Source organism: Micromonospora sp. Mcm103 (genome assembly GCF_024519755.1).
GTDB classification, from domain to species: Bacteria; Actinomycetota; Actinomycetes; order Mycobacteriales; family Micromonosporaceae; genus Micromonospora; species Micromonospora aurantiaca.
Map to the genome: position 1 here is coordinate 49615 of NZ_JALJRJ010000027.1, position 20486 is coordinate 70100.

At 72.7% G+C, this 20486-nt stretch carries 22 protein-coding genes and 1 pseudogene; 9 read left to right on the top strand and 14 right to left on the bottom strand.

What is annotated here, in order from left to right; genetic code table 11:
- The first annotated feature begins 62 nt into the window (after positions 1-62).
- Complete coding sequence (locus OC439_RS26800) at positions 63-491, top strand: hypothetical protein (protein WP_315985950.1); 429 nt, start codon at positions 63-65, stop codon at positions 489-491.
- A gap of 61 nt (positions 492-552) precedes the next feature.
- Here OC439_RS26800 and valS read toward each other — a convergent pair whose 3' ends face one another.
- From valS to OC439_RS26825, 5 genes are all read right to left on the bottom strand, one after another.
- A complete protein-coding gene (valS, locus tag OC439_RS26805; protein WP_262015850.1) occupies positions 553-3117 on the bottom strand; it encodes a valine--tRNA ligase in 2565 nt (854 codons plus the stop codon).
- Between the two features lie 169 nt (positions 3118-3286).
- On the bottom strand, positions 3287-5209 hold the full coding sequence (locus OC439_RS26810; protein WP_410054962.1) for an ABC transporter ATP-binding protein: 1923 nt from the start codon (positions 5207-5209) through the stop codon (positions 3287-3289).
- A complete protein-coding gene (locus tag OC439_RS26815) occupies positions 5206-7026 on the bottom strand; it encodes an ABC transporter ATP-binding protein (RefSeq protein ID WP_262015851.1) in 1821 nt (606 codons plus the stop codon). Before OC439_RS26815 ends, OC439_RS26810 begins: the two co-directional genes overlap by 4 nt.
- A gap of 37 nt (positions 7027-7063) precedes the next feature.
- Entirely contained in the window at positions 7064-7576 is a 513-nt protein-coding gene (locus OC439_RS26820) for a methylated-DNA--[protein]-cysteine S-methyltransferase (RefSeq protein ID WP_262015852.1), read from the bottom strand.
- Positions 7573-9024: a DNA-3-methyladenine glycosylase 2 family protein gene (locus OC439_RS26825; RefSeq protein WP_262015853.1), complete on the bottom strand. Its 1452-nt coding sequence runs from the start codon at positions 9022-9024 to the stop codon at positions 7573-7575. The genes OC439_RS26820 and OC439_RS26825 overlap by 4 nt, the downstream gene beginning before the upstream one ends.
- Before the next feature lie 242 nt (positions 9025-9266).
- On the opposite strand from OC439_RS26825, the gene OC439_RS26830 reads away from it, so the two are divergent.
- Positions 9267-9731 carry a hypothetical protein gene (locus OC439_RS26830; RefSeq protein WP_262015854.1) on the top strand — a complete coding sequence of 155 codons (465 nt, stop codon included), beginning with the start codon at positions 9267-9269 and terminating at the stop codon, positions 9729-9731.
- A gap of 50 nt (positions 9732-9781) precedes the next feature.
- Here the strand turns inward: OC439_RS26830 and OC439_RS26835 are convergent.
- A pseudogene (locus OC439_RS26835) lies at positions 9782-10603 on the bottom strand (EamA family transporter); the annotation flags it as partial.
- A 93-nt stretch (positions 10604-10696) separates the two neighbouring features.
- Between OC439_RS26835 and OC439_RS26840 the strand changes: the two are divergent.
- From OC439_RS26840 to OC439_RS26860, 5 genes are all read left to right on the top strand, one after another.
- Positions 10697-11209 carry a MarR family winged helix-turn-helix transcriptional regulator gene (locus OC439_RS26840; protein WP_262015855.1) on the top strand — a complete coding sequence of 171 codons (513 nt, stop codon included), beginning with the start codon at positions 10697-10699 and terminating at the stop codon, positions 11207-11209.
- Positions 11210-11239: 30 nt separating this feature from the next.
- The gene (locus OC439_RS26845) at positions 11240-11986 is read left to right on the top strand and encodes a peptidase E (protein ID WP_262015856.1); all 747 of its coding nucleotides are present in this window, start codon (positions 11240-11242) and stop codon (positions 11984-11986) included.
- Positions 11987-12044: 58 nt separating this feature from the next.
- A complete protein-coding gene (ychF, locus tag OC439_RS26850; RefSeq protein WP_262015857.1) occupies positions 12045-13130 on the top strand; it encodes a redox-regulated ATPase YchF in 1086 nt (361 codons plus the stop codon).
- Positions 13131-13195: 65 nt separating this feature from the next.
- Positions 13196-13570: a DUF6193 family natural product biosynthesis protein gene (locus OC439_RS26855; protein ID WP_262015858.1), complete on the top strand. Its 375-nt coding sequence runs from the start codon at positions 13196-13198 to the stop codon at positions 13568-13570.
- A 116-nt stretch (positions 13571-13686) separates the two neighbouring features.
- Positions 13687-14250 carry a dihydrofolate reductase family protein gene (locus tag OC439_RS26860; RefSeq protein ID WP_262015859.1) on the top strand — a complete coding sequence of 188 codons (564 nt, stop codon included), beginning with the start codon at positions 13687-13689 and terminating at the stop codon, positions 14248-14250.
- A gap of 72 nt (positions 14251-14322) precedes the next feature.
- Here the strand turns inward: OC439_RS26860 and OC439_RS26865 are convergent, their stop codons facing one another.
- Genes OC439_RS26865 through OC439_RS26875 form a run of 3 tightly spaced genes read right to left on the bottom strand, consistent with a single transcriptional unit; the run spans position 14323 to position 16249 of the window.
- Positions 14323-15018: an ABC transporter permease gene (locus OC439_RS26865; RefSeq protein WP_262015860.1), complete on the bottom strand. Its 696-nt coding sequence runs from the start codon at positions 15016-15018 to the stop codon at positions 14323-14325.
- A complete protein-coding gene (locus OC439_RS26870; protein ID WP_262015861.1) occupies positions 15015-15893 on the bottom strand; it encodes an ABC transporter ATP-binding protein in 879 nt (292 codons plus the stop codon). Before OC439_RS26870 ends, OC439_RS26865 begins: the two co-directional genes overlap by 4 nt.
- A complete protein-coding gene (locus tag OC439_RS26875; RefSeq protein WP_262015862.1) occupies positions 15890-16249 on the bottom strand; it encodes a GntR family transcriptional regulator in 360 nt (119 codons plus the stop codon). The genes OC439_RS26870 and OC439_RS26875 overlap by 4 nt, the downstream gene beginning before the upstream one ends.
- A gap of 111 nt (positions 16250-16360) precedes the next feature.
- Between OC439_RS26875 and OC439_RS26880 the strand changes: the two genes are divergently transcribed.
- Positions 16361-16792 (top strand): hypothetical protein, encoded by a 432-nt coding sequence (locus tag OC439_RS26880; protein WP_262015863.1) that lies wholly within the window; start codon positions 16361-16363, stop codon positions 16790-16792.
- Between the two features lie 20 nt (positions 16793-16812).
- On the opposite strand, the gene OC439_RS26885 is transcribed toward OC439_RS26880, so the two are convergent.
- From OC439_RS26885 to OC439_RS26905, 5 genes are all read right to left on the bottom strand, one after another.
- A complete protein-coding gene (locus OC439_RS26885) occupies positions 16813-17304 on the bottom strand; it encodes a GNAT family N-acetyltransferase (RefSeq protein WP_262015864.1) in 492 nt (163 codons plus the stop codon).
- 96 nt (positions 17305-17400) lie between these two features.
- The gene (locus OC439_RS26890) at positions 17401-18132 is read right to left on the bottom strand and encodes a class I SAM-dependent methyltransferase (protein WP_262015865.1); all 732 of its coding nucleotides are present in this window, start codon (positions 18130-18132) and stop codon (positions 17401-17403) included.
- A gap of 207 nt (positions 18133-18339) precedes the next feature.
- Positions 18340-19050, bottom strand: coding sequence for a vancomycin high temperature exclusion protein (locus tag OC439_RS26895; RefSeq protein ID WP_262015866.1), 711 nt, complete (start codon positions 19048-19050; stop codon positions 18340-18342).
- Between the two features lie 22 nt (positions 19051-19072).
- Positions 19073-19435 (bottom strand): PH domain-containing protein, encoded by a 363-nt coding sequence (locus OC439_RS26900; protein ID WP_135241958.1) that lies wholly within the window; start codon positions 19433-19435, stop codon positions 19073-19075.
- Positions 19436-19467: 32 nt separating this feature from the next.
- Entirely contained in the window at positions 19468-19776 is a 309-nt protein-coding gene (locus tag OC439_RS26905; RefSeq protein ID WP_262015867.1) for a 4a-hydroxytetrahydrobiopterin dehydratase, read from the bottom strand.
- A 184-nt stretch (positions 19777-19960) separates the two neighbouring features.
- Between OC439_RS26905 and OC439_RS26910 the strand changes: the two genes are divergently transcribed.
- Positions 19961-20401 carry a (deoxy)nucleoside triphosphate pyrophosphohydrolase gene (locus OC439_RS26910; RefSeq protein WP_262015868.1) on the top strand — a complete coding sequence of 147 codons (441 nt, stop codon included), beginning with the start codon at positions 19961-19963 and terminating at the stop codon, positions 20399-20401.
- Positions 20402-20486: the final 85 nt, after the last annotated feature.

The following is a 20486-nucleotide window of genomic DNA, read 5'->3' on the forward strand; positions in this document are numbered from 1 at the left end:
GACACGGGGAGAACACCTTGCGTTCAGCTCGCCTCGCCCTGCTGGCTCCGGCCGCGGTCGCGATGATCGTCATGTCCGGCTGCGGCGACGACGACAAGCCCTCGGCCGGACCGGCGGCGCCCTCCGCCCCCGCCGCCACCTCCGTGCCGCCGGTGACCCCGGCGCCGGCGGGCCTCGACGAGGCCACCCGGAAGACCTGCGCGACGGCGGAGAAGGACATCACGGCCGCCCTGAAGGAGGTGGCCGAGGCGGAGAAGATCGGCCCGCCGGCCGGCCACTCGGCGGTCAGCGCCCAGTACTCGGCGGGCGCGGCCACGCTCTACACGCACGCCTTCACCAGCAGCGATGAGGTGAACGCCGCGGTGAAGGGGGTCGCCACCGCGATGACCGACCTCGCCGACACGTGGGCCAAGGCGCCGGGCAAGTCGCCGAGCAAGGCGGATCTGACCACCGCCCGGGACAAGCTCAAGGCGGCCTGCGCGGCCGACTGAGGCATGCACCGCCGAGGGGCGGCCGGCGTCACGCCGGCCGCCCCTCGGCGTACCTGACGGATCAGAACGCGCAGGCGATGACCAGTTCGGTGGTGCGGTCGGGCAGCAGGTCCAGCTTCGCGATCCGGCCCGCCGCGCGCAGGTCGTCGGCGACCGTGCCGAGCTGGTCCAGCACGGCTGCCGGTCCGAGCGCCTCGGCCAGCGGCACGTCCGCCTTCATCGACAGCTTCCGCTCCGACTTGGCGCGTCGCACCTGGCCCAGCGCGTCAGCGGCCAGCCGCAGCAGCTCCGGGTCACCCGGCGCCTCCATCGCGCGGCCCACCTCGTACGTGGTCGGCCACGGCGCGCGGTGCACCGACCCGTACCGCCACCACGACCAGACCTCCTCGGTGACGAACGGCAGCACCGGCGCGAACAGGCGCAACTGCACCGACAACGCGGTCGCCAGCGCCGCCCGGGCCGAGTCGGCCGCCGGCCCGGTGCCGTAGGCGCGCTCCTTCACCAACTCGATGTAGTCGTCGCAGAACCGCCAGAAGAACGCCTCCGTCGCCATCAGGGCGGCCGTGTGGTCGTACCCGTCGAAGGCGGTGGTCGCGGTCGCGACCACGCCGGACAGTTCGGCGAGCATCGCGGTGTCCAGCGGTTGGGTCGCCGCGGCCCGCAGCGCGTCGGCGGCGCCCAGCCCGAGCGCGAACCGCGACGCGTTGAGCAGCTTGGTGGCCAGCCGGCGCCCCACCTTGACCTGGGCCGGGTCGAAGGCGAGGTCCATGCCCGGCTTGCCGTTCGCGGCCCAGTAGCGGACCGCGTCGGACCCGTTCTGCTCCAGCAGCGCCATCGGCGTGACCACGTTGCCCTTGGACTTCGACATCTTCTTGCGGTCCGGGTCGAGGATCCAGCCGGAGAGCACGGCGGTGTGCCACGGCAGCGCGCCGTGCTCCAGGTGGGAGCGGGCCACCGTGGCGAACAGCCAGGTCCGGATGATGTCGTGCCCCTGCGGGCGCAGGTCCATCGGGAAGACCCGGGCGAACAGGTCCGGGTCGGTCTCCCAGCCGCCGACGATCTGCGGGGTCAGCGACGAGGTGGCCCAGGTGTCCAGCACGTCCGGGTCACCGGTGAATCCGCCCGGCACGCCGCGCTGCGACTCCTCGAATCCGGGCGGCGGCTCGCTGCTCGGGTCGATCGGGAGCGCCGCCTCGTCCGGCGTGAGAGGGTGGGACCAGTCCGGCTCGCCAGTGTCGTCGAGCCGGTACCACACCGGCACCGGCACGCCGAAGAACCGCTGCCGGCTGACCAGCCAGTCACCGGTGAGACCACCCACCCAGTGCTCGTACCGGTGCCGCATGTGCTCCGGCACCCAGCGCAGCTCCCGCCCCCGGGCCAGCAGTTCCTCCCGCAGGTCGGTGTCCCGGCCGCCGTTGCGCAGGTACCACTGCCGGGTCGAGACGATCTCCAGCGGCCGGTCGCCGCGCTCGTAGAACTTCACCGGGTGGGTGATCGGCCGCGGCTCGCCGACCAGGTCGCCCGCGTCCGCGAGTAGCTCCACCAGCGTCCGCCGGGCGCCGTTCACCGTCTGCCCGGCCAGCGCCGCGTAGGGCTCCGCCGGCACGCCGGCCGGCGGCTCCGGCAGCAGGCGTCCGTCCCGGCCGATCACCACGCGGGTGTCCAGCCGCAGCTCACGCCACCAGGTCACGTCGGTCAGGTCACCGAACGTGCAGACCATCGCGATGCCCGTGCCCTTGGCCGGGTCCGCCAGCGGGTGCGCGCGCACCGGCACCTCGACCCCGAACACCGGGGTACGCGCAGCGGCGCCGACCAGGTCCGCGTACCGCTCGTCGTCGGGGTGGCAGACGAGCGCCACGCAGGCCGGCAGCAGCTCCGGCCGGGTGGTGTCGATCAGCACCTCGCGGCCGTCCGGGCCGGTGAACCGCAGCCGGTGGTACGCGCCGGGCCGCTCCCGGTCCTCCAGCTCCGCCTGCGCGACGGCGGTGCCGAACCCGACGTCCCACAGCGTCGGCGCCTCGGCCTGGTACGCCTCGCCCCGGGCCAGGTTGCGCAGGAACGCGCGCTGGCTGGCCGCGCGGGCCGCCGACCCGATCGTGGTGTACGTCAGCGACCAGTCCACCGACAGCCCGAGCCGCCGCCACAGCGCCTCGAACGCCTTCTCGTCCTCCACAGTGAGCAGTTCGCACAGCTCGATGAAGTTGCGCCGGGAGATCGCCGTCGGGTTCTTCCGGGCCGCGTCGTCCACGGGGGCGGCCGGCGGACGCCAGTCCTCGTCGTACGGCAACGCCGGGTCGGGACGCACGCCGTACACGTTCTGCACCCGGCGTTCGGTGGGCAGCCCGTTGTCGTCCCAGCCCATCGGGTAGAAGACCGTGCGCCCGCGCATCCGCTGGAACCGGGCCACCGTGTCGGTGTGGGTGTACGAGAAGACGTGTCCCATGTGCAGCTCGCCCGACACGGTCGGCGGGGGAGTGTCGATCGCGTATACGTCCGACCGCTCCTTCGTGCGGTCGAACGCGTACGTGCCGTCGGACTGCCAGCGGCGGGCCCAGGTCTCCTCGAGGCCGTCCAGGCTCGGACGCTCGGGGACGCCGCCGCGGGCGCTCCTCGTGGTGTCGGTCATCAGCCGATGGTAGGCAGCCCGGCTGCCGCACTCCACGACTTTCCCCACCCCGCGCGTCCTCGCCTGTCCCCGCCCCTGTCCCCGTCGATCTTGCGCTTGCTGCCCCGGCGTAAGCCGCTTATCGGGTATCCCGTGGGCGCCAAGTGCAAGATCGGCGGGGGCGAACGGGCTAGAGGAGGGAGTCGCGCCACTGGCGGTGCAGGGCGGCGTAGCGGCCGTCGGCGGCGATCAGCTCGGCCGGTGGGCCGTCCTCCACGATCCGTCCGTCGTCGAGCACCAGGACCCGGTCCGCGGTCTCCACCGTGGAGAGGCGATGGGCGATCACCAGCGCTGTGCGGTCGCGCAGCACGTTGTGCAGGGCCCGCTGCACCAGGCGTTCGGTCGGCACGTCGAGCGACGAGGTCGCCTCGTCGAGGATCAGCACCCGGGGATCGGCGAGGAACGCCCGGGCGAACGCCACGAGCTGCCGCTGCCCGGCGGAGAGCCGGCCGCCGCGCCGGTGCACGTCCGTGGCGTACCCGTCGGGCAGCGCCGCGATGAAGTCGTGCGCGCCGATCGCCCGCGCGGCCGCGACCACCGCCTCGTCGTCGGCGTCGGGACGGCCGAACCTGATGTTGTCGGCGACGGAACCGCTGAACAGGTGGGTCTCCTGGGTCACCAGTACCACCGCCCGGCGCAGCTCGGCGTCGGCCAGGTCGCGCAGGTCCACCCCGTCCAGCCGGACCGCGCCCGCGTCCGGGTCGTGGAAGCGGGCCACCAGCTTCGCGACTGTCGACTTCCCGGCGCCGGTCGGCCCGATCAGCGCCACTGTCTGCCCCGGCGGCACGGTCAGGTCGAGGCCGGACAGGATCGGCGTCCGGCGGCGGTAGCCGAAGTCGACGGCACGGAAGGTCACCGCCCCGCGCGGCGGCCCGGCCGGCAGCGGCACCGGCTGCGCCGGTTCGCCCACCGCCGGGCGCTCGTCGAGTACCCCGGCCAGCTTCTCCAGTGCGGCGGTCGCCGACTGGAGCGAGTTGTAGAACTGGCTCAGCTCCTCCATCGGCTCGAAGAACCGGCGCAGGTAGAGCAGAAACGCGGCGAGCACGCCCACCTCCACGCCGCCGCCCAGCACCCGCCAGCCGCCGTACCCGAGCACCACCGCCGCGGTGAGGTTGCCGATCAGCCGGATGCCCGGCGAGTAGATCGCGATCAGCCGGAACGCGCTCAGGCTGGAGCGCCGGTAGTCGTCGTTCACCGCGCCGAAGATGTGGTCGTTGCGGTCCTCCCGTCGGTACGCCTGCACGGCCCGGATGCCGCGCAGCGACTCGACGAAGTGCACGATGACGAGCGCCACCGCCTCCCGGGTGCGCCGGTACGCCCCGGCCGACGCGCGGGCGAACCAGCGCGACAGCACGAACAGGAACGGGAAGGCGAGCAGCGTCACCGCCGCCAGCGGCAGGTCCAGCCAGAGCAGGATGCCCGCCACCGACAGCACTGACAGCCCGGCCATCACCAGCTTGTCGATGCCGCCGTCGACCAGCTCGGCGATCGACTCCAGGTCGCTGGTCAGCCGGGACACCATCCGCCCGGACGTGTAGCGCTCGTGGAACCCGACGTCGAGGCGAAGGAAGTGCCCGTACACCCGGCGCCGCAGGTCCAGCAGGACGGCCTGGCCGATCCGGGCGGCGAGGGTGAGGAACGCGCGCCGGGCCGCGTACTCGACAGCGGTGGCGACCACGAACGCGGCGGCGACGGCGATCAGCGGGCCGGGATCACCGGCCCGCAGCGGCCCGATACCCCTGTCGATGCCGAGCATGACCAGGTACGGCCCGGACATCGCGGCGGCGTTCTGCGCCAGCAGCAGTGCCACCGCCAGCCCGAGCGCCCGCCGGTGCGGGCGCAGCAGCCGGCGCAGCAGCAGCCGGCTGCGGGCACGCAGCCGGGTCACCGCCTCCGGGGACGAGTCCTCGGCCCGGCTGCGGTCGGCGTCCGGGTCGGTGGCCCGCCCGCGCCAGCGCGACAGGTCGTCACCGTCGCCGTGCCGCGCGCCGGTCGACCCGTCACCGCTCCGCGCGTCGCGGGGCCTGGGTACCCGCGGCGCGCGGCCGGTCACGAGCGCACCAGGCCGACGCCGTCGCTCCGGCGCTCGGGCTCGGCGGACAACACCGCCCGGTAGGCGGGCACCCGGGCCAGCAGCTCCGAGTGGGTGCCGACGGCGACGATCCGGCCGTCGTCGAGCAACGCCACCCGGTCCGCCAGCGCCACCGTCGACGGACGGTGCGCCACCAGCAGGGTCGTGGTCGCGGTGTCCCGCAGCACTCGGCGCAGAGCCGCCTCGACGAGCGCCTCGGTGTGCACGTCGAGCGCGGAGAGCGGGTCGTCGAGCACCAGCACCGCGGGCCGGCCGAGCACCGCACGCGCCAGCGCGAGGCGCTGCCGCTGGCCGCCGGACAGCGACAGCCCCTGCTCACCGACCCGGGTGGCGAGCCCCCACGGCAGCTCGTACGCGAAGTCCGCCTGGGCGAGCGTCAGCGCGGCGCGGACCTCGTCCTCGCTCGCGTCCGGCCGGCCCAGCGTGAGGTTCTCCCAGATCGACATGGAGAACAGCGTCGGCTCCTCGAACGCCACGGCGACGAGCCGGCGCAACGAGTCCAGCCGCAGGTCACGCACGTCGTACCCGTCGAGCGTGATCCGGCCGCCGGTCACCTCGTGCAGCCGGGGGACCAGCGACAGCAGCGTGCTCTTGCCGCAGCCGGTGGCGCCGACCAGCGCCATCGTCTCGCCCGGCTCGGCTGTCAGGTCGAGGTCGCGCAGCACCGGGCCGGACGTGCCGGGGTAGCGGAAGCCGACCGCCTCGAAGCGGAGCCGGCCGCGCACCTCGCCCCGGTCGAGCGACCGGGCGTGCGGGGCATCCACGATGGTCGGAGGTGTGTCCAGCACCTCCTGGATCCGGTCGGCGGCGGTCGCGGCCTCCTGGCCGTTGGCGATGATCCAGCCCAGCGACTGCACCGGCCAGATCAGCATGAGCTGGAGACTGACGAACGCGACCAGCTCCCCGATGGACAGCGCGCCGCCGGCGACCGCCGCGGCGCCGGCCACCAGCACCGCGCCGAGCGTCAGGTTGGGCACCAGGTCGAACAGCGCGGAGGTCCGGGCGAGTAGCCGCGCCTTGCCGATCCCGGTGTCGTGCAGCCGGCGCGCGCCGACGGCGAACCGGGCCGCCAGTTCCGGCCCGCGCCCGTACGCCCGCATGGTGCGCAACCCCAGCGCGGTCTCCTCGACCAGTGTGGCGACATCGCCCTGCTGGTCCTGCATGCGACGCGACGCCGCGTGGTAGTGGCGTGCGAAGCGGCGGCTGATCAGGAACAGCGGTACGGCGCTGGCTGCCACCAGCAGCCCCAGCCACTGGTGCAGCCGGATCAGCAGCGCCACCACCGCCGCGTAGGTGACCAGGTTGAGCACCAGGAACAGCAGCCCGAAGGAGAGGAACCGCCGGATCACCGAGAGATCGCTGGTGATCCGGGACAGCAACTGGCCGGACTGCCAGCGGTCGTGGAAGCCGGCCGGAAGCCGTTGCAGGTGGGCGTAGATGTCGGCGCGGATGGCGGCCTCCATGCCGACCGAGGACGACGACTGCGTCCAGCGGCGGATGAAGATGAGGACCGCCTCGGCCACGCCGAGCAGCAGCGCCAGCGCGCCGAGCCGGAGCAGCCCGGCCTCGTCGTGCCGGGCCACCGGTCCGTCGACCACCCGCTGCACCACGAGCGGAACGGCCAGGCTCGCCGCGGTGGCCGCAAGCGCCGCGATCAGCAGCCAGGCGAACTCCATCGCGTACGGGCGCAGGTAGGGTCGCAGCCGCCAGAGGTTGCGCAGCGGCTGGGACCGGGCGCCGGTATGCGCCGCGGGGTTGCCGTCGCTGGACGCGGGCACTACCCGACGGTAGCCGCCGGGGGTGACAGTCCGGCTGTCAGCTAGCCGTCACCCGTCCCTCATGCCCGAGAAGCCACTTCTTCACGTCCAGCCCCCAGCGGTATCCACCCAGCGTGCCGTCGGTGCGCAGCACCCGGTGGCAGGGCACGAACAGCGCGGCGGCGTTGCGCGCGCAGGCCGCCGCGGCGGCCCGGATCGCCGCCGGTCGTCCGGCCAGCGCGGCGAACCCCGTGTAGGTGACCGGATCACCGGGCTTGACGTCGCGCAGCACCTGCCAGGCGTGCGTCAGGAATGCGCCGCCGGTGTGCTGCTCCACAGCTACCGCATCGATGGCGGCCAGGTCACCGTCCAGATAGGCCCGAACAGCGGCGGTCACCGGACCGAGGTCGGCCCGTTCCCGCAGCTCGCCGCGCAGGCTCGGGTGGATCAGCGGCAGCAGGACCGCCGGGTCGGCGGTGAAGCCCGCCGCGCGTACCGCCCCGCCGGGGCCGGCGAGCACGCTCAACGGGCCGGCGGGAGTGTCGATGACGGTGCTGTCCACAGTGCTCATGCTGCTCTCCAGAGTCGGATGGTCGCGTACGACCGCCAGGGGCGCCAGCGGTCGGCGTACGCGGACAGGGTCTTCGGGTCGTCGGACAGGCCGAGCGCTGCTGCGCCACGGCGTACGCCCAGGTCGGTGGTGAGTGCGACATCGGGGTCGCCGAGTGCGCGCATGGCCAGGTAGCCGGTGGTCCACGGGCCGATGCCGGGCACCGCGGCCAGGAGCCGGACCGTCTCCTCCCGGTCGCCTCCGGGTTCCAGGTCGAGTTCGCCGTCGGCGACCGCGCGGGCCAGCGCGCGGAGCGTCTCCCGGCGTGCCGCCGGCATCCGGAACGCCGTGTCCGGCGCCGCGAGCACCTCCGCCGGACCGGGGAACGCCACCAGGCCGTCCGCCGGGTCGTCGGCGGCCGCCCCGCTCGCCGCCCGGGTGGCGGAGAGCAGGCGGGTGAGCGTGGTCCGCGCCGAGGCCAGCGAGACCTGCTGGGTGGCGACGGCGCGGACGGCCAGCTCGAAACCGTCGACCGCGTGCGGCAGCCGGACGCCGGGCTCGGCCGCGACGGCCGGTGCCAGCGCCGGGTCGGCGGCCAGGGTGGCGTCCACCGCTACCGGGTCGGCGTCCAGGTCGAGCAGGCGGCGGCAGCGGGCCACCGCGGGGGCCAGGTCGCGCATGTCGGCCAGCCGCAGCGTCGCGTCGATGTGGCCGGCGGCGGGGGTCAGCGCCACCGTGGCGGGACCGTGCGGCAGGCGCAGCCCCCGGTGGTAGGTGCCGTCGCGGACCACCTCGACGCGGGGCAGCGCGCGCAGCGCGAGGAAGTCCAGCAGCGCGCCCGCGTGCAGCGGGGGCCGGTATGCCAGCCGCAGCGAGAGCGTGCCCGCACCGGTGGCCGCCGTCGGGCCACGACGGCCGGCCCGCAGCTCGGAGGGGGTGCCGCCGTAGACCTCGCGGACCGTGTCGTTGAACTGCCGGACACTGCCGAACCCGGCGGCGAAGGCCACCTCGGCCAGGCCGAGGCCGGTGGTCTCGATCAGGATCCGGGCGGTCTGCGCGCGCTGGGCCCGGGCCAGCGCCAGCGGGCCGGCACCCAGCTCGGCCCGGAGCATCCGGTGCAGGTGCCGCTCGGTGTAGCCCAGCCGGGCGGCCAGCCCGGGCACGCCGTCCCGGTCCACCACGCCGTCGGCGATCAGCCGCATGGCGCGGCCGACCAGGTCGGCCCGGACGTCCCACTCGGGCGAGCCCGGTGCCGCGTCCGGCCGGCACCGGCGGCACGCCCGCAGACCGGCCCCCTGCGCGGCGGCGGCGGACGGGAAGAACCGGACGTTGCGCCGCTTGGGCGTCATCGCCGGACAGGACGGCCGGCAGTAGATCCCGGTCGACGTCACACCGGTGTAGAACCAGCCGTCGAACCGCGGGTCGCGGCTGTCGACGGCTCGGTAGCACCGCTCGAAGTCCAGTTCCATGCCACGATCCTGCCTCGCAGCTCCCGGGCTCGGCTGGCGGGATTCAGACATGACGTGCGGCGGTCGCGCCAGGTCGGGGAAGTGGCGGTATCCCCGGCCCCGGGACACCGCCACTCCGCCGAGGTGGCGTGGATCATGACCGGCGGACCCGAGAAAGTGTCGTAAGTGGTCGGTAGCGTCCCGCCACCAACTCAAGAAGAGGTGCGGGGCATGGCGAGCGTGGCCGGGCGGGGTGTCCGCTGATGCGATCGGGGCGAGCACCGTTGGACGCCGCGGTGGTGGAGGGCTTCTACGAGCGGATGCGGGTGGTGGCGCCGGCCGCGTACGGCGCGATCGAGCGTGATCGGGCCGGTGACCCCGGTCGCCCCTTCGCGGACACCGCCTGCGGGCGGCTGGCCGGCTCCCTCGACCCGGACGGGCTGCGCGCGCTCGGCATGTGGGCGCACCACTGGTGCATGCGCTTCTACGACGACGACACCCGGGTCGGCCTGCGGCTGGTCCGCGAGATCGCCGCGCGGTCCGGCCTCGGCTGGACCGCCGACGAGGTGCGGTGGCTGCTCGACCGGTCGTACGCGGCCGGTCCCGCCGCCGCGCACCGGTTCACGCTGCCGCTCGCGGCAGCGGCGCAGCTACCGGCCGGTGTGCTGCCCGAGGGCGTCGCCGCCGAGGCGTGGCCGGACGACTGGCGGCGGCTGCGGGCCGGCTGAGCGCCGGGTGGGATCGCCGCCCGGTCCGGCATCTGGGCCAGCACCATCGCCCCCACTGCCACCGCGAAACCGGTGAGCTGGACCGGGTCCAGCGCCTCACCGAGCACCACCCAGCCGAGCGCCGCGGCGGTGAGCGGGCTCAACGCGCCCAGCACCGACACGCGGGACACCGGCAGTCGCGCCGCGCCGCGGAACCACAGCACGTACGCCAGCGCGGTGCCGGCCAGCCCGAGCCACGCGTACCCGAGAACTGCCGGCCCGTCGGGCACTGGTGGCGCGCCCTCGACGGCGGCGGCTACCGGCACGATCATCAGGCCACCGGCGACGAGCTGCCAGCTCGTCGCGGCGAGGACGCCCACGCCGGGCGGCCGGCCCCAGCGGCGGGTGAGCACCAGCCCGGTGGCCATCGCCACCGCACCGGCCAGCCCGGCGGCGACGCCGAGCGGGTCGAGGCCGGCGCCCGGCCGCAGCACCACGAGGGCGACGCCGAGCGGGGCGGCCACGGCGGCGACCAGTGCCGGCCGGGTGGGGCGGTCGCGGAGAAGCGCGACCGTCAGCACCGCCACCAGCAGCGGCTGCGCGGCGCCGAGGACGGCGGCGGTGCCACCGGGCAGGCGGTACGCGGCGAGGAACAGCAGCGGGAAGAACACCCCGATGTTCAGCGCGCCGAGCACGGCGGCCCGCCCCCACCAGAGGCCGTGTGGTCGCCTGCGGGTCAGGGCGAGCAGCAGCAGGCCGGCCGGCAGGGCGCGGATCGCCCCGGCCCAGAGCGGCCGGTCCGGCGGAAGGAGTTCGGCGGTGACCAGGTACGTGGTGCCCCAGGTGACGGGTGCGGCGGCGGTGAGCGCGACGTCGGTCCAACGGGGGTTCATGTCGGCCTCTTTCTCAGCCCTAAGTATCTTAGTGCTAAGCTAATCAGGACCGAGCGAAAAGGGGAAGTGGGACGTGCGGCACAATCGGCAGCCGTGACAGGCGACGAGGTGGACGTGATCGTCGAGCAGTGGCGGCGGGAACGCCCCGGCATGCGGCCCGAGCCGATGGCCGTGTTCGGCCGCATCTACCGGCTGGCGCGGCTGGTCGGCGACGGTCAGGAGAAGGTGTACGCGGGCTGGGGCATCGGCCGGGGCGAGTTCGACGTGCTCGCAGCGCTGCGCCGCTCCGGTGAGCCGTACACGCTGGCGCCGAAGGCGCTCGCCGCCTCGCTGATGCTCACCTCCGGCGGCATGACCGGGCGGCTCGACCGGCTCGAACGGGCCGGCCTGGTACGGCGCTCGCCGGACCCGGCCGACCGGCGGGCGCTGCGGGTGACGCTCACCGACACCGGCCGCCGGGTGGTGGAGGAGTCGGCCGAGGCCGGGCTCGCCGTGCAACGGCGGATCCTCGACGCGCTGCCCCCCGCCGACCAGGACCGGCTGGCCGATCTGCTGCGCGCGTTGCTCGCGGCGGCCGAGACCGGGCCCGCGGATCCGGCACAATGATCGGCACCGCCGCCGCCCGGAAGGACAACCGTGCCCGCCACCGAACCGACGATCGTCGCCACCAGCATGGGTTTCACCAGCCGTCGCCGTGGCCCCTGGGACGCGCGGCCCAGCGCCCTGTTCGACCTGATGGCCGACCTGGCCGCGGCCGGTGACGCGCCGCGCGTCTGCTACCTCGGCCAGGCCACCGGCGACCAGCCGACCGGGTTCACCGTCTTCTACGGCGCCTTCGCCGGCACCCGGTTCCGCACCTCCCACCTGGCGCTCTACCCGATGCCCAACGTCGAGGACATCCGCGCGCACCTGCTCGCGCAGGACATCGTCTGGGTCGGCGGCGGCAGCGTGGCGAACCTCTGCGCGGTCTGGCGGGTGCACGGCCTGCCGGAGATCCTGCACGAGTGCTGGCAGGCCGGAGTGGTGCTCGGCGGGGTGTCCGCCGGCTCGATCTGCTGGCACACCGGCGGCGCCACCGACAGCTACGGCCCGGCGCTTCGGCCGTTCACCGATGGGCTGGGCTGGCTCCCGTACGGCAACGGCGTGCACTACGACAGCGAGGAGCAGCGTCGCCCGCTGATGCACCGGCTGGTCGCCGACGGCACGCTGCCGGCCAGCCACTGCACCGACGACGGGGTGGGGCTGATCTACCGGGGCACGCGCCTGGCCGAGGCGGTGGCGGATCGGCCCGGCGTGGCCGCGTACGAGCTGGTCCGCGCCGAGGACGGCACGGTCCGGGAGACCCGGATCGAGCCACGCCTGCTGTCCGCCGCGCCGCAGTGACCGGCTTCGCGCACCTGCCTGCCCGGCGGTGGCGGCGAGGCGCGTAAGCTGGTTCGTCGTGAGTCTCACCATCGGCATCGTCGGCCTGCCCAACGTGGGCAAGAGCACCCTGTTCAACGCGCTGACCAAGAACGACGTGCTCGCCGCGAACTACCCGTTCGCCACCATCGAGCCGAACGTCGGCGTGGTCGGGCTCCCAGACGATCGGCTGGCCAAGCTGGCCGAGATCTTCTCCTCGCAGAAGGTGCTGCCGGCGCCGGTCTCGTTCGTCGACATCGCCGGCCTGGTCCGGGGCGCCTCCAAGGGGCAGGGGCGGGGCAACGCGTTCCTCGCCAACATCCGGGACGCCTCGGCGATCTGCCAGGTGGTGCGCGCCTTCTCCGACCCGAACGTGGTGCACGTCGACGGCAAGGTCTCCCCGGCCGACGACATCGAGACGATCAACACCGAGCTGATCCTGGCGGACATCCAGACGCTGGAGAAGGCGCTGCCCCGGCTGGAGAAGGAGGCCAAGCTCCGCAAGGACCGGGCCGCCGCGGTCGAGGCAGCCAAGAAGGCGGTCGAGGTCCTCGACAACGGCGTGACCCTGTACGCGGGCGCCGCCGCCGCGAAGGTCGAGCTGGAACACCTGCGTGAGCTGCACCTGCTCACCACCAAGCCGTTCCTCTACGTCTTCAACGTCGACGAGGCCGAGCTGGGCAACGAGGAGTTTCTCGACGAGCTGCGCGGCCTGGTCGCGCCCGCCGAGGCGATCTTCATGGACGCCAAGATCGAGTCCGAGCTGGTGGACCTGCCCGAGGACGAGGCCCGCGAACTGCTGGAGTCGATCGGGCAGTCCGAGCCCGGCCTGAACCAGCTCGTCCGGGTGGGCTTCCGGACGCTCGGGCTCCAGACGTACCTGACGGCCGGCCCCAAGGAGGCGCGGGCCTGGACCGTCCCGGTCGGCGCGACCGCGCCGGAGGCCGCCGGGGTGATCCACAGCGACTTCCAGCGCGGCTTCATCAAGGCCGAGGTGGTCTCCTACAACGACCTGGTCGAGGCCGGATCGATGGCGGCGGCGAAGGCCGCCGGCAAGGTCCGGATCGAGGGCAAGGAGTACGTCATGCAGGACGGCGACGTGGTGGAGTTCCGCTTCAACGTCTGATTCTGGACTGAGCGCTGCATCAGCAGAATCATCGAGCAGTTGGCTGCTCGTGCAAGGATGCTCCGATGGAACCGGCGACGTCGGCGGACGACGTTTGGCGCGCGCTCATGGAGGACACGCAGGGCTGGTGGGTGGATGATCCGGTCTTCCGGGCAGCCTATGAGCACCCCACGTTGCGCGCCCTCTTCCCTATGGCAACGCACGGGACGATCAAGTTCTTCAGGACCGCTTGGAGCTGGCCCGATACCCCTGCCCACGATCTGCCCCTCATCGCCTGCGGCGGCCCTCCTTACCAAGTCATTGCCGCCGGTTATGAGCGGATCATCGGCTTGGCCGCAACGGCGGAAGAAGCCGCAGAGCTGGTAGTCGAGAACCTGCCGCCGGCCCCGGTGATTCCCGGCTCGACGTGTGAAATGCCGTCAGGCGGCGACCAGCGCTGACCATCCGCTTCGACGTCTGAATCCTGGTGGGCCGGCGCTCGGCGTGGCCTGACCGATGGTTTCCCGGCGCCGTGCTGGTCTGTACGTCGAGTATCGACCCACGGGAGGCTGGCACGATGCGCAAACTGACCTTCGGCATGAACGTGAGCCTGGACGGCTACGTCGCCGCGCCCGGCGACGATCTCAGCTGGGGTGTGCCGAGCGACGAGTGGTTCCAGTGGTGGTCCGACCGGGTGGCGGAGACCGGCACGGCGCTCTACGGGCGGCGACTGTGGGAGGCGATGAGCTCCCACTGGCCGACCGCCGATCAGCAGCCGGACGTCACACCTGCGCACGCCGAGTTCGCCCGCCGCTGGCGGGACATGCCGAAGGTGGTGTTCTCCTCGACGACCAGACCGGTCGACTGGAACACCCGACTGGTCACCGGCGACGCGGTCACCGAGATCAGCCGGCTGAAGGCCGAGGACGGTGGTCCGATGGACATCAGTGGCGCCACCCTCGCCGCGGCGGCCATGCGGGGCGGGCTGATCGACGAGTACGTGCTCGTCACCCATCCGGTCCTGGTGGGTGGCGGTAAGCCGTTCTTCGCGACCCTCGACAACTGGGTGAACCTGGCTCTGGTGGAGACCCGGACGTTCCCTGGCGGCGTGCTCCTGACGAGGTACGAGACCAGGCGCTGAGAGGTCTACCACCATCGCACGAACGACCGCCGGCCTGCGTCTCGCGGGCCGGCGGTCGCTGTGTGCGTACCGTCAGGCGTTCGCCCGCCGGATGGCCGCCATGCCGCCGAGCGCGGCCACCGCGGCGATCAGGGCGGGCCATCCCACCAGCAGGCTGGCCTGGTGCTGGCTGCTCAGCCACTCCCAGATGCCGCCGAACCAGTCCTGCCAGATGACCAGCGCGACGAGCAGGCCGGTCACCAGGATCAGGGCCGCGCCGGCCCCGAGCAGGCCGTTCATGCCGAACCGGACGTACCAGACGGCGACGAAGATGGAGACGAAGTTCAGGAACAGGAACGGCACCGCGTAGACGGCGATCTGCAACAGCCCGTTGTCGACGTCGATGTACGGGATCCGGAAGAACCGTAGTTCGATCCCGAAGCCGCCGGTGGCGCCCTCGATCAGGTTGAGCAGGTAGAGCAGGACGCCGTAGACGACCGCCTGCACCACGTTTACCAGCATGGTGGCGAGGTAGAAGGTGCGTCTGGTGACGCCCATGCCGAGGGCGAACGGGAACACCTGGCTGATCGAGGCGGCAGCGACGATCGCGCAGACGATGTAGAGGCTGGCCAGGCCACCCGTGGTGTTCTTGCCCGGCGCCGCCTCGTCGATCGAGGCGAAGATCAGCAGGTTGACGCCGAGTGAGATGGCCATGATGCCCCACGGCCAGGCCAGCTGGCCGATCCAGGCGATGGTGTGCATCCGGGCGACGTCGAGGATGCGAGTCATCGGGAGTTCGTCCTTTCCGTCGTCAGGCGCACCACGGCCTGCTGCAGTGACACCGGCGCCAGGTCGATGCCGAGCTTCTTGGCGCGCAGCCGGTCGGCGTTGTCGAACGAGCCGCGCAGCGTCGTCCGGGCTGCACCGCCCAGATGCTCGCGGTGCAGCACCGTGTACGCGGTAGCGAACTCGTCCACCGCCTCGGCGGGGCCGGTCGCCTCCATCACCTCTCCGCGCAGGTCGTCGCTGGGCGCGTCGAGCAGCAGCTTGCCGTGATCGAGCAGCACCACGTGCTCGATCAGGTCGGCCACCTCGTCGATGAGGTGTGTGGAGAGCACGACGGTGCGCGGGTTCTCGGCGTAGTCGGCCAGCAGCCGGTCGTAGAAGAGCTGCCGGGCGACTGCGTCGAGTCCCAGGTACGGCTCGTCGAAGAAGGTCAGCGGCGCGCGTGCGGCCAGGCCGATCGTCACGCCCAGCGCGGACGTCATGCCGCGGGACAGCTTGCGGACGTTGCGCTTGCGGGGCAGCTCGAAGCCGTCCACGAGGGACTGCGCGAAGTCCTCGTCCCAGTTCGGGAACAGCCGCCGGGCCAGGCTCAGGACGTGCTGGACCTGGTAGACGGCCGGGTACGTCTGGCTCTCCTTGATGAAGGCCACCTGCGACAGCGCCCGTTCGTTCTCGTACGGCCGCTCGCCGAAGAGTGTCAGGTCGCCACTGGAGACGCTCTGCTGGCCGGTGATCAGCTGCATCAGCGTCGTCTTTCCGGCGCCGTTGCGGCCGAGGAGGCCGTAGATCTTGTTCCCCGTCAGGGTGAAGGTGACGTCGTCGAGAGCGGCCACGTCGCCGTACCGCTTCGTGAGGCCGGCAGCCGCCACGACGCTCATCGTTGTTCCTCCCATGTCTCGATGAGCTTCTTCAGCTCCTCGGTGCCGATGCCCAATTTGCGGGCCTCCTCGATGAGGGGCCGCACGTACTGGTCGGAGAACTCGTGCCGACGGCGCTCTCGGAGTGTTTCGCTGGCCCCCGTTGCCACGAACATTCCGATTCCCCGGCGTTTGTAGAGAATCCCGTCGTCGACCAGGCGGTTGATCCCCTTGGCGGCGGTCGCCGGATTGATCCGGTGGAACGCCGCCAGCTCGTTCGTCGACGGCACCTGGGTCTCCTCCGCGTACGTCCCGTCGATGATCGAGTTCTCGATCAGTTCCGCGATCTGGACGAAGATCGGCCGACCGTCATCCATACCAACTCCATTGGTTCGTTACTCATGTAGCTAACCATTGCACCCGCGTGGTTGATCCGTCAAGTGCCTTCGGGTACGCGCGGCGGCGTAGGGCTCGCTAGGGTTCGCGCGGTGACATTGAGGATCGACGAGAGCACCCGCCAGGTACGGGAGTTCGTCTGCGGCTGCTGCGACACCGCCGCGGAGCGGACCTGGGCCGACATCCGCACCGACGACGCGACGGCGGCCGTCTATTTTGCGAGCTGCTACCACCACGACGGCGTGCACGAGGTCTGGATCGACGCGATCCTGGGCAGCTGGGGCCGCGACGACTTCGACGACCACGTCACCTTCGGCTGCCGGGTCGGGCCGGTGGCCGGCTCGCCGGGGCCGGCCGCGACGCTCGTCAACGGTGGCGAGGTCGCGGGGGACAGCCCGATCTTCGGCCGCAAGCTCAGCCGCGAGGAGGGCCTGACCCATCCCCGGCTCGCCGAGTTCTGGCAGATGGTCGACCTGGTCCTGGAGCGGGACGCCCTGGTGCGCCGTCACCTGGTCGGCGCCTGACCAACCCGGTGATCAAGGGGTCAGATGCGGGGACTGCGGCGTTCGATCAAGGTCACGTCGCGCCAGGTGCCGTGGTGGCGGCCTACCCGCTCGCGGGTGCCGACGACGCGGAAGCCGCACGCCGCGTGCAGCGCGAGACTCGCGGTGTTCTCCGGGAACACGCCGGACTGGATGGTCCAGATCCCGGCCGCCTCGGTGGAGGCGATCAGCGCCTCCAGCAGGGCCCGGCCGACCCCGCGTCCGCGCCCCCGCGGGTGCACGTAGACGGAGTGCTCGACCACCCCGGCGTAGACGCTGCGCTCGGAGACCGCCGAACAGGCCGCCCAGCCGAGCACGTCGCCGGCCTCGTCGAGCGCCACCCAGCGGTGGTCGGGCAGCCGGGTGGCGGTGAACCGCGTCCAGTCCGGCGGCTCGGTCTCGAACGTGGCGTTGCCCTCGGCGATGCCGAGGCGGTAGATCTCCAGCACGGCGTCGGCGTGCGCGTCGTCCATGGCGGCGACGGTGACTGTCATCGGTACCTCCCGGCCGGGACGGCGGACACCGGCCGCGTCAGCGTATCGGCGCAGGCCGAGGGCCGGGACGCGAGACCCCGGCCCTCGGCGTGAGCGCTACCGCCGCCGGTAGACGGAGATGTGCGAGCGGCTGTCCGCGTCGAACGACGACCGGTCCCAGTCGGCGTACCGCTCGGTGAGCCGCAGCCCGGCCCGCTCCGCCAGTTCGTCGATCTGCTCCGGCCAGGCGTACCGCATGGCGAACGGCTTGAGGTGCACGCCGGCGGCGTCGAACGTGACGGTCTGGCGCACGAACGTCTGCGCCGCCCGGTCGTACCGGTGCATGCGGATGGTGGCCGAGTCCTCGGTCACCTCCCGCACCTGGACCTGCTCGTCCCGGTCGAAGTCCGCCGGGTCGGGCACGAAGGTCTCGATGACGAACGCGCCGCCGGGCGCGAGCACCCGGGCGACGTTGCGGAAGCACGCCGCCTGGCGCTCCTCCGAGACCAGGTTGAACAGTGTGTTGAACACCAGGAAGACCAGACGGTACGGCCCGGGGACCGGGACGTCCGCCATGTCGCCGACGGTGACGGGCATGTCCGCGCCGCCCGGCTTGGCGCGCAGGTGCGCGACCATCTCCGGGGACGCCTCGACGCCTCCCACGGTCAGGCCGCGGGCGGCCAGCGGCAGGGCCACCCGGCCCGTGCCCACAGCTAGTTCGAGCACCGGGCCGCCCTCGGCCAGCGGCGCGAGGAAGTCGACGGCCGGGGCCGGGTCGGGATTGCCGGGGCCGTCGTAGGTGGCGGCCCAGAGCCGGCCGAACAGGCCGGGATCGTCGAAGACGGACATCACGCGCCCTCCCGCCGGGCGGACGGGACGCGACGCGACGCGAGGTCAGTGACCTCCGACGCAATGGGGTACGACAACACGAAGCCTCGTTTCGGATGAGGTGACGACGGGTCGGTTGGGCTTCGCAGCGTGTGGCATGGCGGTGCTCCCTCCGGTCGGCTTCGAGGGGTTCAGCAGACCAGCAGCCGAGCCGGAGGGACAACCGGATTACGCCCGCAGCGCGTCGTCCACTCCGGTCTCCCGGCGGCCGAGGTGCACCGGGTCGCGCCCGGTGAGCACGTCCGCGGCGGCCTTCACGCACGCGCCGTACTCGCGGACGGAGCTGATCCGCCACTGGCCCGCGTACCGGCGGGCGGTGTCGTCGCCGACGCCGACGGTGTCGATGCCGGCGTCCCGGCAGAGCGCCACCGCACGCGGCAGGTGGAACGACTGGGTGACCACTGTGGCCCGCCGCACCCCGAAGACGCGGTACGCGCGGACGCACGAGTCGTACGTGTCGAACCCCGCGTGGTCCAGCACCGTCTTCTCCGCCGGGACGCCCCGGTCGACGAGCCAGCGCCGCATCGCGTCCGGCTCGTCGTAGTCCCAGTTCATGTGGTCGCCGGAGAGCAGCAGCACCCGGACCTTGCCGGTGGCGTACAACTGGCGGGCGATCTCCAGCCGCGCGGCCAGGAACGGCGCCGGGGTGCCGTCCGGCTCCACCTTGGTGCCCAGCACGAGGGCCACCGGCGTCTCCGGCGCGTCCGCGGCGTCGAACAGGTGGCCCTCGGCGGCGCCGCGGACCCAGACCGCGCCGGCGACAGTCGCGGCGCCGAGCAGCGTCACGGCGGCGGTGGCGAGCACCAGGAGGCGGCGGAGCAGGCGTACGGCCCGTCGACGGTCGCCCCAGGCCCGCCATCGCGTCGTCAGCCCTCGCATGGCGGCGATTGTGCCAGGCGGGTCAGGAGATGTACTGCAGGATCACGTTGTGCACGTGGTGGCTCTTCTGCGCGCCCCGGAACTCGACCTCGTAGGTGTGCGTGCCGACGTGCACCGCGATGGACCCGGTGGAGAAGAACGAACCACCCCAGGACTTGTTGCTCACCACGCTCACGCTGGTGATCTTCGAGTACGGGATGCTGGTGATCGCGTACCGCTTGCCGACGAAGGAGCGGTCCTGGACGATCACGCGCCGGTCGGTCAGGCCGATGAAGCCGGTGCCGGTGCCGATCGCGTCGTAGACGGCGATGATCTGCTCGCCGGGCAGCAACCCGCTCTGGATCTGCTGGAACTGTTCCTTGCGGTCGTACGTGGGGCCAGACATGCACCCGAGGGTAGGCGGGGCGTGCCAGCGGCTCAGGACTCGGTGACCGCGCGGACCGCGTCCTCGATGCGCGCGGCCAGCAGCACCTCGCCCTCGGTGAGCGGCTCGCCGTCGTCGTGCCCGAGCCGGATCTGGGTACGGTCGGCCCGGCGGCTGATCTCGGGGCGCAACCGCAGCGCGTCGGCCACCACCGCCACCCGCTCGGTGAGCGCGGCGTGCTGGGTGTCGTCGAGGACGATGGTGCGGCGGATCTGTTCGCCCTCGCGCGTCCATCCGGACAGCAGGGCGAGCGCGTCGCTGAGGTAGTCGTGCTTCACCCGGCCGCTGAACAGCACGCGCATCACCGCACCTCCCAGGCGTCGTTGCCGGCTTGTGGCCAAATCGTCGCCATCCCGTGTCCCAGTCGACGCCCTCTAGTCTCTCGCCACTCAGATGGTGTGTCCACGCCCACACTTCCGTGTTCTGCTGACCTGACGGTCGACGCAGCTACCCAAACCGCCGATTGATCTGGCACGCTGGTGGCCCGTGCGGACCGAACGGGTAAGCGGAAGCGGGCAGGCCGACCGGCGGGAGCCGAAGGTGGTCGTCGGGGCGGCGATCATCGAGGGCGGCCGGGTGCTGGCGTGTGAGCGCTCCGCGCCCCCCGAGGTGGCGGGGCGCTGGGAGTTCCCGGGCGGGAAGGTCGAGCCCGGCGAGGCCGAGACCGACGCGCTGGCCCGGGAGTGTGCCGAGGAACTGGGCGTACGGGTGGCTGTCGGCGCGCGTGTCGGCCGGGACGTACGGATGGCTCACGGCCGGTCCGTGCTGCGCGTCTACGCCGCCCGCCTGCTGCACGGCGACGAGCCCAAGGCGCTGGAGCACGCCGAGCTGCGCTGGCTGACCGCCGCCGAGCTGGACAGCGTCGACTGGCTGCCGGCCGACGTGCCGATCGTGGCCGCGCTGCGCCCGCTGCTCGACACCGCCTGAACGATCGCGGCGCGAGCCGGGCCGTCCGGTGAACCGGACAGCCGGGCAGAAACGGGACGAGGGCCCGCGGCGTGTGCCGCTGGCC